14 protein-coding genes are annotated in these 15,325 nt (G+C 43.7%); 6 read left to right on the top strand and 8 right to left on the bottom strand.

Translation table 11 applies throughout. The features are described from left to right. The first annotated feature begins 7 nt into the window (after positions 1-7). The 4 genes from tatC (at position 8) to nrfD (ending at position 6,140) form a co-directional block, all read left to right on the top strand. The gene (gene tatC, locus L7E55_RS03010) at positions 8-766 is read left to right on the top strand and encodes a twin-arginine translocase subunit TatC (protein WP_277442550.1); all 759 of its coding nucleotides are present in this window, start codon (positions 8-10) and stop codon (positions 764-766) included. A gap of 187 nt (positions 767-953) precedes the next feature. Beyond that, complete coding sequence (fdnG, locus tag L7E55_RS03005; RefSeq protein WP_277442549.1) at positions 954-4,034, top strand: formate dehydrogenase-N subunit alpha; 3,081 nt, start codon at positions 954-956, stop codon at positions 4,032-4,034. A 51-nt stretch (positions 4,035-4,085) separates the two neighbouring features. Continuing rightward, positions 4,086-4,934 (top strand): 4Fe-4S dicluster domain-containing protein, encoded by an 849-nt coding sequence (locus L7E55_RS03000; protein ID WP_277442547.1) that lies wholly within the window; start codon positions 4,086-4,088, stop codon positions 4,932-4,934. Positions 4,935-4,961: 27 nt separating this feature from the next. After that, on the top strand, positions 4,962-6,140 hold the full coding sequence (gene nrfD / locus L7E55_RS02995) for an NrfD/PsrC family molybdoenzyme membrane anchor subunit (RefSeq protein WP_277442545.1): 1,179 nt from the start codon (positions 4,962-4,964) through the stop codon (positions 6,138-6,140). A gap of 140 nt (positions 6,141-6,280) precedes the next feature. Here nrfD and L7E55_RS02990 read toward each other — a convergent pair whose 3' ends face one another. The 4 genes from L7E55_RS02990 to trxB form a co-directional block, all read right to left on the bottom strand. Further along, positions 6,281-6,541 (bottom strand): twin-arginine translocase TatA/TatE family subunit, encoded by a 261-nt coding sequence (locus tag L7E55_RS02990; RefSeq protein WP_277442544.1) that lies wholly within the window; start codon positions 6,539-6,541, stop codon positions 6,281-6,283. A 140-nt stretch (positions 6,542-6,681) separates the two neighbouring features. Then, positions 6,682-7,455: an N-acetylmuramoyl-L-alanine amidase gene (locus tag L7E55_RS02985; protein WP_277442542.1), complete on the bottom strand. Its 774-nt coding sequence runs from the start codon at positions 7,453-7,455 to the stop codon at positions 6,682-6,684. A gap of 265 nt (positions 7,456-7,720) precedes the next feature. After that, positions 7,721-10,534, bottom strand: a complete 2,814-nt coding sequence (locus tag L7E55_RS02980) for a helicase C-terminal domain-containing protein (RefSeq protein WP_277442540.1) — start codon at positions 10,532-10,534, stop codon at positions 7,721-7,723. 258 nt (positions 10,535-10,792) lie between these two features. Continuing rightward, the gene (gene trxB / locus L7E55_RS02975) at positions 10,793-11,722 is read right to left on the bottom strand and encodes a thioredoxin-disulfide reductase (RefSeq protein WP_277442539.1); all 930 of its coding nucleotides are present in this window, start codon (positions 11,720-11,722) and stop codon (positions 10,793-10,795) included. A gap of 175 nt (positions 11,723-11,897) precedes the next feature. On the opposite strand from trxB, the gene L7E55_RS02970 reads away from it, so the two are divergent. Together L7E55_RS02970 and L7E55_RS02965 are read left to right on the top strand one after the other, a co-directional pair. Beyond that, on the top strand, positions 11,898-12,755 hold the full coding sequence (locus tag L7E55_RS02970; RefSeq protein ID WP_277442538.1) for a flavodoxin family protein: 858 nt from the start codon (positions 11,898-11,900) through the stop codon (positions 12,753-12,755). Positions 12,756-12,854: 99 nt separating this feature from the next. Next, a complete protein-coding gene (locus tag L7E55_RS02965; protein WP_277442537.1) occupies positions 12,855-13,256 on the top strand; it encodes an Asp23/Gls24 family envelope stress response protein in 402 nt (133 codons plus the stop codon). A 12-nt stretch (positions 13,257-13,268) separates the two neighbouring features. Here the strand turns inward: L7E55_RS02965 and L7E55_RS02960 are convergent, their stop codons facing one another. From L7E55_RS02960 to L7E55_RS02945, 4 genes are all read right to left on the bottom strand, one after another. Further along, complete coding sequence (locus L7E55_RS02960) at positions 13,269-13,622, bottom strand: SPASM domain-containing protein (protein WP_277442536.1); 354 nt, start codon at positions 13,620-13,622, stop codon at positions 13,269-13,271. Then, positions 13,615-13,875 (bottom strand): hypothetical protein, encoded by a 261-nt coding sequence (locus L7E55_RS02955; RefSeq protein WP_338091151.1) that lies wholly within the window; start codon positions 13,873-13,875, stop codon positions 13,615-13,617. Before L7E55_RS02955 ends, L7E55_RS02960 begins: the two co-directional genes overlap by 8 nt. Positions 13,876-13,967: 92 nt before the next feature. Next, entirely contained in the window at positions 13,968-14,360 is a 393-nt protein-coding gene (locus tag L7E55_RS02950; RefSeq protein ID WP_277442534.1) for a P-loop NTPase, read from the bottom strand. Next, complete coding sequence (locus L7E55_RS02945; RefSeq protein ID WP_277442533.1) at positions 14,344-14,625, bottom strand: iron-sulfur cluster assembly scaffold protein; 282 nt, start codon at positions 14,623-14,625, stop codon at positions 14,344-14,346. Before L7E55_RS02945 ends, L7E55_RS02950 begins: the two co-directional genes overlap by 17 nt. Positions 14,626-15,325 lie beyond the last annotated feature (700 nt).

Below are 15,325 nucleotides of genomic sequence, written 5' to 3'. Positions count from 1 at the left end.
AAATAAAGTGGCTAAAAAAACCGACGAAATGCCTATGTTGGAACACTTGGAAGAATTACGTCGGGTTTTAATTATTTCTATTATTAGCACAACTGTACTAGCTGTGGTCGCTTATTTTTTTTGTGACCGGTTTCTGTCGGTATTGCTGGAACCATTGACTAACGTGGGACAGAAAGTTTATTTTACCGGGGTAACTGAAGCTATTTTTGTCAAGATAAAAATGTCTTTTTTTATTGGTTTTCTGGCCTCTTTGCCAGTTATTTTATGGCAGGTCTGGAGTTTTATCATCCCCGCTCTCAAAAAAAATGAGAGGGTATATTTTACCCTCTTTGTTTTAATTTCATTTATTAGTTTTGTCGCTGGTGTAGCTTTTGGGTTTTGGGGCGTATACCGCTTAGGCGTCACTTTTTTGCTGCAATTCGCCGGACCTGAAATGGCTCCGATGCTGACCATCGACAAGTATATTTCTTTTACTATTGGCTTTTTATTACCATTTGGTGTTATTTTTGAGTTTCCTTTAATAAGCTATTTCTTAGCCAAGATGGAGCTAATTAAATACAGATTCTTAGCCAAAAACCGCCGTTACGCAATACTGGCCATCGTGATTCTGGCAGCTGTAATAACTCCAACACCAGATATAATAACTTGCTTGATCGTGAGCGGCCCAATGTACTTGCTTTTTGAATTGAGCGCAATAATTGTGCGCTTAGTTGAGCGGGGTATTGCCCGGAAAAAGCAGCGGCAACAACTTGCTGAGATCATATAAACAAAGCTGTGGTAACTTAAAAATACATAAATTCCTAAATGTATGTTTGTTGCCCCTTGAAAGAGAGGTGGGAGTTGCAACCAATTTTTCTATGGTTAGCCGGTTTGTTTAGTTAGTCTGCTAGTTGTTTTTTAAGAAGGAGAGGTTATTTTTTCAATTTTACGTAAGGGGGGGATTAGGTATTCCAATGGATAAACTTAGTCGCCGTGATTTCTTAAAAATTTTTGGACTAGGTACAGCTGGAACAGCCCTGTTTGAAGGGATAAACGCCGTTCCGGCAATGGCTAGCACTGCTGAAGGCAACCGACCCACTTTTGATCCGGGGCCGCTAAAAATAAGAAAGGCAAAGGAAACGGCTTCTGTTTGCGCTTTTTGCGGCTGTGGTTGCGGTCTTATTGTTTATTCAGAAGGTGACAAGGTAATAAACATTGAAGGTGACCCGGACAACCCAAACAACGAAGGTTCCATGTGTTGTAAAGGTATTGCTCTTGGTGACGCCAATACCATTGTGGACAACAATCGCCGGCGCAAATTAAATGACCGGCGGATCACGGATGTGCTTTACCGCGCTCCGGGAAGTAAGGAATGGGTAAAGAAAGACTGGGATTGGGCTCTCACGGAAATAGCCAAGAGGGTCAAGAAAACCCGTGATGAAAGCTTTGAAGTCAAAGACGAAAACGGGGTCACGGTAAACCGTACCCAGGCAATTGCCCACCTGGGCAGCGCGTCTTGTGACAATGAAGAAAACTACATCATGCATAAGTTCTTGCGCTCGCTGGGGGTCGTCAACCTAGACCACCATGCCCGTCTCTGACACTCCTCCACCGTGGCCGGTCTGGCCAATACGTTCGGCAGGGGAGTAATGACCAACAGTTTCACTGACTACAGAAACACAGATGTGTTTTTAATCATCGGGGCCAACCCCGCTGAAAACCACCCACAGGTCATGCGCTTTATGGGTATGGCTGTGGAAAAAAGAGGCGCCAAAGTCATTGTTGTTGACCCCAGGTTCACGAAAACAGCAACCAAGGCAAACATTCACGCCCCAATACGGCCTGGGACTGATATAGCTTTTCTTTACGGCATGATGAACTATGCTATTGAAAACAACCTTTACTTCCAAGATTATGTAGTGAACTACACTAACGCCTCATTTTTAGTTAACCCCGAGTATAGTTTTGCCGATGGAGTTTTTTCCGGCTTAACGGAAAAAGACGGGAAATTCAGCTACGATACAAGCAAATGGCAATATCAAATGGACGGGGATAACATCAGGAAAGATCCCACTTTACAGGATCCGAACTGCGTCTTCCAAATCCTCAAAAAACATGTTTCTCGCTATGACATAAAAACAGTTTGCAATATTACCGGTACTCCCGAAGATACTTACAAACAGGTTTGTGAGCTTTACTGTTCAACAGGTAAACCTGACAAAGCCGGCAATTTAATTTACGCCATGGGCATAACCCAACATACTTACGGCGGACAAAATGTGCGGGCAACCGCCATGCTACAACTGTTGCTGGGCAACATCGGCATCGCCGGCGGCGGAGTCAACGCGCAGCGGGGCGAATCAAATGTTCAGGGATCTACCGACATGGGCATGCTCTACGGTAACTATCCCGGTTATCTAAACGCTGCTAGCGCGACAACTCACCCGACTCTTAAAGATTACCTGGAAAAGGAAACACCCAAAACAAGTTTCTGGACCAACAGGCCGAAATTCTTTATCAGCATGTTAAAGGCATGGTACGGGGATAAGGCCACTAAAGAAAATGATTTCTGCTACGATTACCTGCCCAAGCATACCGGAAAAGACCACTCGCACATGGCTATTTTCCAGGCAATGTCGGAAGGGAAAATCAAAGGGTTCTTTGCCTGGGGACAAAACCCGGCAGTTGGCGGGCCACTGGCTTCAGCATCCCGCAAGGCTATGGAAAAACTGGACTGGATGGTTGCTGTCGACTTATTTGAAACTGAAACGGCCTCCTTCTGGAAGCGTCCCGGCGCAAACCCCGCCGATATCAATACAGAAGTATTTCTGCTGCCAACAGCTTTTTCTTACGAAAAAGAAGGAACGGTGGCCAACAGTTCGCGCTGGATCCAATGGCGATGGAAAGCTGTGGAACCGCCCGGACAAGCTAAGAGCGACCTATGGATAGCGAATGCTATCAGAAGCGCTGTTTATAAAGAATACCAGTCCGGCGGCAAGTTCCCCGACCCCATCACAAACATGGTCTGGGACTACGATATGCATGGACATGACGAACCGGATATTATGAAGATAGCGAAAGAAATGAACGGTTATGTTGTGGCAAACGGCAACGTCCTTGATTCTTTCGCCAACCTTAAGGATGACGGTTCAACAGCCTGCGGTGTCTGGGTCTTCACAGGCTACATGTATGTTGACCCGGTGTTGAAAGTACCTGCCTGTCAAAGACGCAGCCGGGAAGATAAAACCGGTCTCGGCCTATTCTCCAAATGGTCTTTTGCCTGGCCGGTTAACCGTCGTATTGTGTACAACCGCTGTTCAGCCGACCCGGCAGGAAAGCCCTGGGATCCGAAAAGAATGCTGGTGTCCTGGGACGGCGCCAGCTGGGTCAATAACGACGTGCCTGATTTCGGCATAAAGGACGCCGCTACGGGTGCTGTTATACCACCCGATAAATCGGCGGTCAACTCCTTTATCATGAACACTGAGGGATCGGGGCGGTTGTTCGCTCCTACCGGCATGAAGGACGGGCCTATGCCTGAACACTATGAACCGGTAGAAAGTCCGGTAACAAATATTATGAGTAAGCAACAAAACAACCCGGTCGCCACAAGGTATAAAGGAGACTTTTCCAAGCTGGCGCAAACTGCCAGCCAGGAATTCCCGTATATAGGCACTACCCACCGTATGGTCGAACATTATCAGAGCGGTGCGGTAACCAGGAACTGCCCGATGCTTGCCGAGCTGATGCCGGAAATGTTTGCCACAGTTTCAAAGAATCTGGCAAGCAAGATAGGGGTTAAACCCGGTGATATAGTATCGGTCAGTACGGCCCGCGGTGAAATCAAGTGCAAGGTAAATGTTATGCCTATTCTAAAACCGCTGAAAGTTAACGGTAAAGAAGTGGAAGTTATTGGGTTGCCATGGCACTGGGGTTATCAAGGACTAGCTCCCGGCAGCACGGCGAACGATTTAACCCCCTGTGTCGGTGACGCCAACACAATGATTCCAGAGTATAAAGCTTTTCTCTGCAATATAACAAAGAGCGCTGTTTAATAATACAAATACACTAAGCCTTAATTCTTAGTAGAAACTGGAGGTGTGAGGATGTCAAAGGGTGTATTGGTGGACGTTTCCAGATGCATCGGTTGCCGGAGTTGTATGGTTGCCTGCAAAACGTGGAACGACTTACCGGCCACTAAAACCGAATTTACGAATAACTGGGACGCCCCTGGCAAAACGGACGCATACAACTGGACTGTAGTGAACTACCATTTAATCGAACAGGGCGATCAAGTTAAATGGCGTTTTGTAAAAAGACAATGCATGCACTGTGATGAACCCGCGTGTGAGTCGGCGTGCTTCACCCACTCATTCGTCAAAACCAAAGAAGGCGCGGTAATCTATAAGCCAACCGAATTAAATCAGGATTATTGTGTAGGTTGCCGTTACTGTATGGTTGCCTGCCCGTTTGGAGTACCTTCTTTTCAATGGGATAAATCTCTTCCTTATGTGCAAAAGTGCCGGTTTTGTTATGACCGCATGAAAGAGGAAGGATTAAAACCTGCCTGCGTGACCGCTTGCCCGACTGGCACCTTGAAATATGGTGAAAGAGAAGAGTTGCTTAAAGAGGCATGGCAGAGAATTAACAGTAATCCCAACTATATCAAACGGGTATACGGTGAAAAAGAGTATGGCGGAACATCCTGGCTTTATATTTCTGATGTGCCTTTTGATGAAATCGGCTTAAAAACCACGGCATACGGAAAACCTGTCTCCGAGAAGTCTATTCCATCTTATACCTGGAATGTGCTTAAATGGACGCCATATATCTTTGTCGGTTGGGGCGCCATCCTGACGGCTTTGAATTTCTATACAAAGAGACGCGACGAAGTGCATCATCATGAGGATATGTATGAAGCAGTCAATACTATTGAAGAAAAAAAAGATGAGTAAATCTTTTTAAATGGAGGTGATATTAAAATGCAAAAGAGCTGGAGTTTTAAGCTTACTCCATTCAGGTATTTATTGATTGGTTTAGTCGGTATTGCGATTGTAGTAGCCCTGGCACGTTTAGTATTCGGGCTAGGCGCGGTAACCAACTTAAGTGACGAATGGCCTTGGGGTCTGTGGATCGGATTTGACCTGCTGTGCGGTATCGCCCTGGCGGGCGGCGGCTTCAGCACGGCATTAATTGTTCACGTATTGCACAAAGAAAAGTATCTGCCAATTGCCCGCGCCGCGCTGTTAACCTCGTTGATTGGTTATGTAATTGCCTTGGTGAGTCTATTGATGGATATCGGGAGATGGACAAACTGCTGGCGTCCCTTCTTTTACTGGGGTTTCCACTCGGTGCTGTTTGAAGTGTTTTGGTGCATTTCGCTTTACACCACAGTGCAAGTATTAGAGTTTGGGGATATATTCTTTGAAAGAGTAAAAATCGGCCCTTTGAAGAACATTTTAAGCAAGGCCATGGTTCCTTTAACAATCCTGGGTATTGTATTACCCACTTTGCACCAGTCGTCACTGGGTTCGCTTTATATTGTAACAGTAGACCGGCTTAATCCGTTATGGTGGTCTATGATTATACCGTTCTTCTTTGTCTGGTCTGCCTTCTTCCTGGGACCGGCGATGGTGACTATAGAAGGAACGCTGGCGGCAAGAGCCTATAACAGAAAACCGGAAACGGAGGTATTTTCAAGCCTCACTAAAGTTACCATGTGTATGTTGATTGTCTACTTTATTGTTAAAATGATTGACTTAAACTACCGCGGCGTATATTCCATGGCTTTTAACGGATCTTTCGAAAGCAACATGTTTTTAGTGGAAATGATTGTATTTGTTCTGGTTCCCATCTTTATGTACGCGATACCCGCTATCCGCAACACGCAATGGGGTGTTTTCACCGCATCAGTTTTAGTAGTTGTAGGTGTTGTGTTCAACCGCATGAACGTGGTCTTTACAGGGATGGCTCAAAGCGCGGGCGGCCATTACTTCCCCAGCATCTGGGAATGGCTGATTACTTTAGGCATGTGGAGCGCTTTAGCTTTAGCCTACTTGTTTGTGGTAGAAAACTTCCCGATTTTGGTTAAAGAAGATCATGAGCAAGAAGGTTTATCTTCCGGGAAAAGTGTTTCAACAGGCAGAAGCGTGGAAGCGTAACACAGAATAAGCTAAAAAAACAAGTGGAGCTTTGACCCCACGATGCCCCAAAATTGTAACTCAAATAGTAATCCCGTACCACTTTGATAGTGATGCGGGATTTCTTTTTGAATCTTCATTGGGATTTGAGTGTTTTACCGTTAACCTTTTAACAAGGCCTCTTTTTCCTGAGTAACTTTTGCAACTTGAACATCCTCTTCTTTTACTTCTTCTTTTGCCACTTCTTTTGCCACTTCTGTTACATTTTCTAATTCACTAAAGCTGGTCAGCGAAGCTCTTCGAAATTCATTTATCGTTTTACCCAACGACTTGCCGATTTCAGGTAATTTGCGCGGGCCAAAAACTACCAGTGCGATAACTAAGATTAATAAAATCTCAGACATACCCAAGTTAGGAAACATAACCAACCCCCCTGATGATATTACTTGTGTAACGTGCAGTCTACTTACACCTAATAAATTTCGAGGCTAACAGCAAAAATTCCTGCACGAAAAAGATAAAATTCGGCTCACGGAGGGGTCCATAAACTAATGATACATTTTTAATTATTATTAGCCATATGGTTGAGAGGAACCGCGAAAGCAGGTTTTGACATGGCAAAATAACGTACTATCCCCGCATAAACAGCCCAGGCCACTTTACCTTGATAATCCTGGTCAAGCATTAATTTTTCTTCTTTTGGGTTGGTAATAAAACCAATTTCCACAATTGTACTGGGCATCTTGGTCATCCGGTTGGCAAAGTAATCAACCGGCTTAGCTTCCCTTCCCGGGTTGGCTAGAAACCGGTTTAGTTCATATTGGATAGCCACACCAAGTTTTTTACTTTCTTCCGAACCAGGCTGATAAAAAGTCTGTGCGCCGTCTTCCCGTGGATCCGGGAAACTATTCACATGAATACTGATAAAAACATCCGCGCCCCGGTTATTTGCCAAATCCACCCTGCGGCTTAAATCCTGGATTTTTGCGGTATACAAATCACTAACGCTTGGGTCGCTTAATTCCCTGTCGCTGTCTCTGGTAAGCACAGCTTCCGCGCCGGCTTCACGCAGTATAGCCGCCAGTTTTTTTGATACGCTTAGGACAATATCTTTCTCATGAATTCCGGTAGTACCCGTTGCCCCCGGATCTTCTCCGCCATGCCCGGGGTCAATAACAATAAGCTTATTGGCAACTACCCAAGACAAAGCTGCTATGTTACTTTCTTCATGACGCGAAGCAGCATATTTATAGCCATATAAGAATGTTATAACTAATAACAATATTATAATGACTAACCTTTTTTTTAAGCGGAAACTCCGCACAAATACAGGCAAAATCAGACCCCACCCTTCTTTTTTAGAAAGTATGCCGGACCTGATTCAAATATGTTTACAAACTGAAGGGACAGGCTCCAGCCTGCCCCCAATACGGGTTTCATAATTGTATTGACAATTTGCTGTCTACTTATAAATCTTCAATAACCACGCCCTGATAAAAGATGGCAGCTTAACAAAATATACTCGCAATATGAATCACACTCCTTCTAAAATTAACTGTTAATATACTATTTCAAAACCTGGCTGAATGTGCTAATTTTTTTTAAGCGCCATCCCTAAACCAGTCAGACAATTTTCTTGTGATCATATCAGTGCCGCCGCGGATATGGTTTTTTAATGGAAGCGATCTAAGAAATTGTCTGCCATAACTTTTTTCAAGAATCCTCGCATCTAGGACAACAACACAACCACGGTCGCTGCCGCTGCGAATCAGCCTGCCGAATCCTTGTTTAAAACGAATTACAGCTTGGGGAATACTAAAAGTTTTAAAGCCGTCCCGTTCCCTTCTTGCCAAATCCTCCAGACGGGCTTCTATAACCGGAACTTTAGGCGACCAGAAAGGCAATTTTACCATAACCACACATGTTAAAGCTTCTCCTGGTATGTCCACCCCTTCCCAGAAGCTCGAAGCGCCAAAAAGCACCGCTCTTTCCGAGGATCTAAATTCTTCTAAAATCCTCGTCCTGCTGCCGTCTATTCCGTGACCCAACAAATAAATATCCATTATTTCCAACTTAGGTTTCAGCCTATTGTATGTTTCACGAAGGATCATGTGCGAAGTAAAGAGTACAAGAGTTTTTCCATGAGTTACACTAACTAGTTTGGCAATAACATTTCCAAGTTCCTCTAGATATAGATCAGATGCCACTTCTCCCGGAACAGGCAGGTCACGGTTAATACAAAGAAGCGCTTGGCGTTCATAAATAAACGGCGAATCAAAATGAGCCTCAGCCAGCCGCCCTGCTGGAAGGTAATTCAATCCTACCCGCTCAATAAAATGATCGAAGGTTCCGTTCACTGAAAGAGTCGCTGAAGTAAAAACCACTGTTTTTTTATTCTTATAAAAAAGCTCGTATAACATTTCACCGACATTTATCGGAGCTGCCGACAGGCTGCAGTGTTTTAACAGACCCCCGGCCCAAAACTCAATATCCGCCCAATATACAAACTTTTCATCAGCGCTTTCTAAAATAAAAAATAAATCATCAGTCAATGCTAAACCCAATTGGCTAATCTGCAATAGGTCGCGAGCCTGTTCAGTCCACACTTCTGCGGATATTGACCACAGCTCCATGATTTCCGATAACTTCTGAACGGTTTCCGATAGTGCGCGTAATAGGTTTATTAGCTCCCCACCTATAGATATTGCCGTCCTATATCCATTATCATTAACAGGCAACCGTAAAGTTGAGCGGTAGAATTTATTATTGATGTTACTACCGTTCAATTTGTTCGCGGCAAGTTCACCAAGTGTCTGGAAGAAGAGACGTGCGTTCTCAACCGTTTCCAACCTGATTTGTAACGCTGTTCTTAGCGCTTGTTCCCAATGCTCACGATCACCCGGTGGGATGATTTCCGCTAGCTTATTCAATGCTTTTCCTGTCATGCTAAGCCAGCGGTTCAACATACTTTGGGTAACTTGCCTGCCAAGGTGGTTGGTGGCCGAATCTTCCAGGTGATGGGCCTCATCTATGATTAGCGGTCCGTAAGCCGGTAGCACACGGTTTTCATTTCTGATATCTAAAAACAGCAAGGAATGGTTTGTGATAATCAAGTCTGCTTCTTCAACCGCTTTTCTCGCTTTATTGATAAAACAGTCCATCCGGTAGCGGCATCTCGTTCCAAGACAGCTTTCCGCATCTCCACAGATTGTAAGCCAGTAATCCCCCTCACCGGGAGTGGTGTTCAGTTCAGTCCTGTCCCCGGATTTTGTTGATGCCAACCAGGTCAGAACCCTGGCGAAAAACGCCGCTTCATCCGGCTGATGCAAACTGTTTAAAGCATTAAACCAGCGGCGCAGGCAAATATAATTCTGACGTCCTTTAGCCAAAGACGCGCGAAACCGCTGATTTATCACTCCGGCCAGTACCGGAATGTCCTTTAGCCAGAGTTGCTCCTGGAGATTGATGGTATTAGTGGCCACCAGCACCCTTTCCCTGTTCTTCAGGCTCCATAACACCGCCGGAATCAAGTAAGCTATCGACTTGCCTACCCCGGTTCCCGCCTCAAGCATCAGATATTTCTCTTCGTTAAAAGCCCTGGCAACCTCTCCGACCATTGCTTCCTGCTGAGGGCGGTATTCATAACCGGAAATAGCTTTTAACAGCGGTCCTTCTTTTCCGACAAGCGAGGCAAGGTAAACCGGGTCGAGCAAATGTCTTTCCTGCTCATTTTGCTTGTCCCGATGGTTCGTTTCTTCACTAACCTTGTCATCTTTGCGCCAATAAGGGCTGGCTGATATTTTCTTGTCTGGGAACACTTTCAGCAGTTCCTTAACCATTTCACCAGCAAAACCTTGCCAATTTGAACGTGCCTCAGCCAGGAGTTTAGTCAATTGAGTCAGAACATTTATATCAATCTCCCGAAACTTTTGGATCAATACGGTTAATAGGTGCGCTGTGGCAATAGCGTCATCCAACGCCCTATGGCCGTTCTCAAATTCGATATCCAAAAACCGGCATAGGGCACCTAACCGAAAGCTATTTGAGTCCGGCACAACAAGACGGGCTAGTTCCAGAGTATCATAAGATGGGTTGCGTAACGGCTCGCCTCGCGCGGCGGCCAGAAATCCAAGGTCGAAATCAATATTATGCCCTGCTATTGCGCTGTCTTGAATGAAGTCCAGCGCTTCCGGCAGCACTTCGGACAATACGGGCGCACCGGCTAAATCCTGGTCGTTAAGACCGGTCAACCTTTTTATTTTTATGTTGAGTGGTTGGTTGGGGTTGACTAAGGCATGAAACTTTCCTGATATTTGCCCATCTTCCAACCGCACTAAACCAATTTCTATTATTTTATCCGCAAAAGGACTCAGTCCCGTAGTTTCCAAATCACATATGACAAAACTGTTGACCATTACTAGTCTCCTATCAAATTTAAAAAAGCAGGCTTTTAAACCCAAAGCCTGTAACTGTTTGAGTATTCAGGAGTCAGGAGTCAGTATTCAGAATAAATAATATAGCCGTATCAAAGAATCTTCTTAAAAAATGACAACAACAAGCACGAACATGTGCGTCTTCTACCATACCAGTACATATTCAGATACTCTCGCCGGTCTCTCATTCTGACTCCTGAATTCTGACTCCTGACTCCTAAGCAATTACGATTTATCTTTCTATTTTGTTTGTCCATTTCCCTCAAGGTATTTTTCAGCCGCCACTGCGGCGACCGCACCATCTGATACTGCGGTCACTACCTGGCGCAACATCTTTTTGCGCACATCACCTGCCGCATATATACCCGGATATGAAGTACGCATATTTTCATCAGTGACAATATATCCATTTTCATCCAGGTTAACCAACCCTTTGACTATGCCGGATACAGGTATGTTCCCCACATAGATAAATGCGCCGTCGACAGGAAGGAGTTTCTTCGCGTTATCACGGACATCTCTGGTCAACACGGACTTAACTGAATCGGTCCCATGAATTTCATCAACTACGTTATGCCAAACAAACTCAATCTTTGAGTTTTCAAAAGCTTTCTTTTGAACAACTTTCGTAGCTCTTAATTCACCGCGTCGGTGGACAATAAAAACTTTTTCCGCAAACTTGGTCAAGTAAACAGCTTCCTCAACAGCGGCATCTCCGCCACCAACCACGGCAACTCTTTTGCCTCGGAAAAATGGGCCGTCACAAGTAGCGCAATATGAAACGCCCCTTCCGGTAAGTTCAACTTCCCCCTTCACGTTTAAACGCTGAGGCTGAACACCTGTGGCTATAATCACGGCGCCGGCTGTTATATCCCCTTGCCCGGTTACTACAATCAACTTATTGCCGGCTGGTTTCAAGCCTTCCACTTCAGCCGATCTAATCTCCAGGCCGAAACGGCGTGCCTGGCTCTCCATCCTGGCCATCAACTCAAAGCCACCGATACTATCAGCAAAACCCGGATAGTTTTCAATAGATTCCGTGTTCATTACCAGACCACCCGGCATTGCCCTTTCCAACATGACGGCTTCCAGAGCTGCTCTGGAAGCATAAATACCTGCTGACAGGCCGGCAGGTCCGCCGCCAATAATAATCAAGTCTTTCGATTCCAAAAAAACGCCTCCCAGTAAGTTTTCAACCTTTTCAATAATCTTATCCTATCGGCAAGAATCCAGTCAACAAATTTGCATGTATCGTCTGGAAATTTCAAGTATATTTTACTGAAGCACAGGAATTTCCATATAAACAACGAAACTAAATATAACATATTTTAATGGAGGTCTTTGCATGCATAAGGTACTGGGAATTAATTGTTCCTGCCGGCGTTACGGAAACTCAGACGTTCTGTTGCAGGAAGCGTTATTAAGCGCCCGGGAGAGCGGCACGGAAGTTGAATACCTGCGCTTATCCGATTATAATATCAAACAGTGCCGCGGTTGCTTGTCCTGCGTATTTACCGGCAGATGTGTGATAAAAGATGATGATATGCCGTTCCTATGGGACAAAATGAAAACCTCCGACGGGCTTTTGGTATCGGCGCCGACTTATGTTTTTAGTCCGGCAGGCATTGTGAAAATGGTCATTGACAGAGCTTTCATCTGTGCGAAAGACTTAGATGATGTTTTTGGACGCAACAGGGTCGCGGCAATAATTAGTGTGGCCGGCAACAGCGAGTGGAACCCGCTAGGCGTGGAAAACCTAAATGTCTTACCCCTGGCATACGGATACCGTATTGTTGATTATTTGGAGGCATATGCAACCGGCCCTGGAGAAGTTCTCCTTGATGAAAAAAACATAAACGGGGCAAAGCGCTTGGGCGTAACTGTCGCTGCTGAACTGCAGGGAAAGAGCAATAGAAAAAATCCGGAGCCCGGACAATGCCCGGTTTGTTACAGCAAATCATTTCATTTTTCCGGTTCAGGCGAAGTGATGTGCTGCACTTGCGGTATAAATGGGAGAGTTTCACTCAGTGAAGGCAAATGGACATTAACAACAACCCCGGACGACATACAAAACCACTTTTTCTCGTATAAACACCGCCGTGAACACCTGGACAACTGGATAATTCCATCAAAAGACAAATTCCTCGCAAACAGGGAAGCTATCAAGGAACGATTGCGCAAGTACAAGGAAGTCGTATGGTAGTAACGACTAAAATTATTAGTGCCTTTAGTTTATATAGACAAGAGCAATATTAAAATGGTATAATTAGGAAAATAGTGATTAAATGAGGAGGCATCCTAAATGGATGACAACGGTAATCAAGTTATAATAGATGAAGGTGGTTCCGGCACGATTAAAATTTCTGAGGATGTTGTAAAAATAATTGCCGGCTTGGCCGCCACGGAAGTAGAAGGTGTATCCGGAATGAGTGGGGGCCTTGCCGGAGGTATTGCTGAAAAGCTGGGCCATAAGAATATGTCTAAAGGTGTGAAAGCTGAAGTAGGCGAAAAGGAAGCTACAATTGATATACATGTAATTGTTGAATATGGATGCCGTATTCAAGAAGTCGCCTACCAAATACAAACAAAAGTTAGAAACGCTGTTGAAAGTATGACAGGCTTAAAAGTTTTAAGTGTTAACGTTAACGTGCAAGGAGTATCTTTTGGACCTGACAATAAAGAGGAAGATGGTAAAATCAAGTAAATTATACCGTTTTTATGCATATAATATTTTATCTGTTTCAATCATAATAGCGCACTCTAAACGTTTCTTTTGCATCGCACAAAACATTTCCTCCGGTTTTATAATGTCTCCGTATGCATAGTAAGAATTTGCATGGCAACCACCTGAGCAGTATAGTTTTGCCCAGCAACCGCGGCATTCTTCTTTAGTTAATATGTTAATCTTTCTAAATCTTTCACGTAGTACATTGTTTTTTATGCCTGTGTCAAGGTTGCCTATCATGAATTCATGCTTCCCAACAAACTGGTGGCAGGGATAAAGGTCTCCCTCTGGTGTAACGGCGAGGTATTCAGTGCCTGCACCGCAAGCTGCAATTCTCTTATACAAACAGGGACCCTTTGATTGTATCATTCCAGAATTCCGGTTCGCACTGGCGGGTTACGGTGCAGGTAACTGTTTCCAACGGTCTTCCTTCAAGACGTCGTTTTATCCTAAGGGCACTCGCCAGGATCCTGGTTTCTTTGTCACCTCCGGTTAGGTATACAGTGACACAACCAGCACAGCCAACCAGTAATACCTTGTCATATTTTTCAACATACCTGGCAATTTCAACAACTGGTTTTTGTTCAGCAACTATCATATTAACCTTCTTTAAATTCTCAAATAACATTATTGTTATCTTTTATAACAAGTTTATCTGTGCAGTAATAATTAGCTATTATAGACGCGATGCTATTGAGTCAAATTTTCAGGGATAAAATTGGCAAAAAGGTTGCGCTCATACTCCTCAATCTTACCATGATCGCAGAGTTTTGAAAAATTGGGGTCTACCGGCAAGCCGCCAATATACGGTATCTGAAATTTCCGGGCAATTTCTTCACCCTGACTAGGTCCAAACAATTGAAATATCTCGCCACAATGAGGACAAACGGCGCCACTCATATTTTCAACCAGGCCAAGGATGGGAATATTCATATATTGGGCCATTTTTATTGCCTTGCTCACAATCATGACGGCAAGATCTTGCGGCGAAGATACAACGATCAGCCCGTTGAGAGGCAGGGATTGCATTACAGTCAAAGGAACGTCGCCAGTGCCGGGCGGCAAGTCAACAAACCTGATCATTTACATCTAAGGCTTCCATAATCGGCTTGCCCTTAACCAGTTCGCTGAAAACGCTGGAAGTAGCAATAGCTGCCGGGCAGCCATGTACTTCATATTTTATGTCTTTTAATTGATCACCGTCGACTTTAATGTATATCTTTACGTAATCGCTGCATGAGGGATTACCCGCCATCCCAATTCCATCAGCATTCTCAATTTTTCCAACATTGCTCGGATTCATAAAATGGCTCATTAATATCTCATTATCATAGACGCTGATTTCCATAATTTTGTACTCCTCCTTGGATTATGGTCATAAGTTCATACGCATTATAGACCTCACCTACATAAATAATCAATATCAATATATAATATTCCTAAGTTTATTTATTGAAATTATTTATGTGTTAATAACCTATATTTAGTTCAATTATATTTTGAATTACATCTATTTACCTAAAGCTAAATTAATTTCTTAAATCATAAAAATACCTTTCAATTATTTTAATAAATATGTCATATTAATTTTATAAATCCTACTTGCAACCACATAATAAACTTATAAATCATATCTATAAGTGACGGTTATTAAAATGTCTACCGGGGATAAAGAGAAGCCAGTGTTAAATATTGGCATACTGTCACAGATATTACTTAAAGTTCACCCTGAAACACTGCGTATATGGGAAAAAATAATATTATCGTGAGACAGTTTATAAGTCTAAGCCTTGCTGGATGGAAGATGAATCATATTGCATAGGGATTCAGGATCAGGTTGACCTTTGAATAATAAGGCCAGGATACATTATACATGCTATCCTGGCTTTTATTTGCATGATTAATATTATTATTCGATTAACTTATTGGAAACAAATTAACTATAAATAAATTTTATCAATGAAATAAAAGGATTATGCGCCGTGTAATTGAATAAATACTTAAATCTTAAACAAGAAAGGGGTGACTTTATGTGGTAATAGTAGTTA

The sequence above is a fragment of the Pelotomaculum isophthalicicum JI genome, assembly GCF_029478095.1.
Taxonomy (GTDB): Bacteria; Bacillota; Desulfotomaculia; order Desulfotomaculales; family Pelotomaculaceae; genus Pelotomaculum_D; species Pelotomaculum_D isophthalicicum.
Note: the sequence above shows the minus strand (reverse complement) of the source record. Positions and strands in the feature narration are given on the sequence as shown.

What these genes read in the sequence shown, in the direction of transcription:
- L7E55_RS02955 (WP_338091151.1), bottom strand. Translation starts at nt 13,875, where the DNA reads ATGATAGTTGCTGAACAAAAACCAGTTGTTGAAATTGCCAGGTATGTT.
- L7E55_RS03000 (WP_277442547.1), top strand. Translation starts at nt 4,086, where the DNA reads ATGTCAAAGGGTGTATTGGTGGACGTTTCCAGATGCATCGGTTGCCGG.
- nrfD (WP_277442545.1), top strand. Translation starts at nt 4,962, where the DNA reads ATGCAAAAGAGCTGGAGTTTTAAGCTTACTCCATTCAGGTATTTATTG.
- L7E55_RS02965 (WP_277442537.1), top strand. Translation starts at nt 12,855, where the DNA reads ATGGATGACAACGGTAATCAAGTTATAATAGATGAAGGTGGTTCCGGC.
- L7E55_RS02970 (WP_277442538.1), top strand. Translation starts at nt 11,898, where the DNA reads ATGCATAAGGTACTGGGAATTAATTGTTCCTGCCGGCGTTACGGAAAC.
- L7E55_RS02980 (WP_277442540.1), bottom strand. Translation starts at nt 10,534, where the DNA reads ATGGTCAACAGTTTTGTCATATGTGATTTGGAAACTACGGGACTGAGT.
- L7E55_RS02990 (WP_277442544.1), bottom strand. Translation starts at nt 6,541, where the DNA reads ATGTTTCCTAACTTGGGTATGTCTGAGATTTTATTAATCTTAGTTATC.
- L7E55_RS02945 (WP_277442533.1), bottom strand. Translation starts at nt 14,625, where the DNA reads ATGGAAATCAGCGTCTATGATAATGAGATATTAATGAGCCATTTTATG.
- L7E55_RS02950 (WP_277442534.1), bottom strand. Translation starts at nt 14,360, where the DNA reads ATGATCAGGTTTGTTGACTTGCCGCCCGGCACTGGCGACGTTCCTTTG.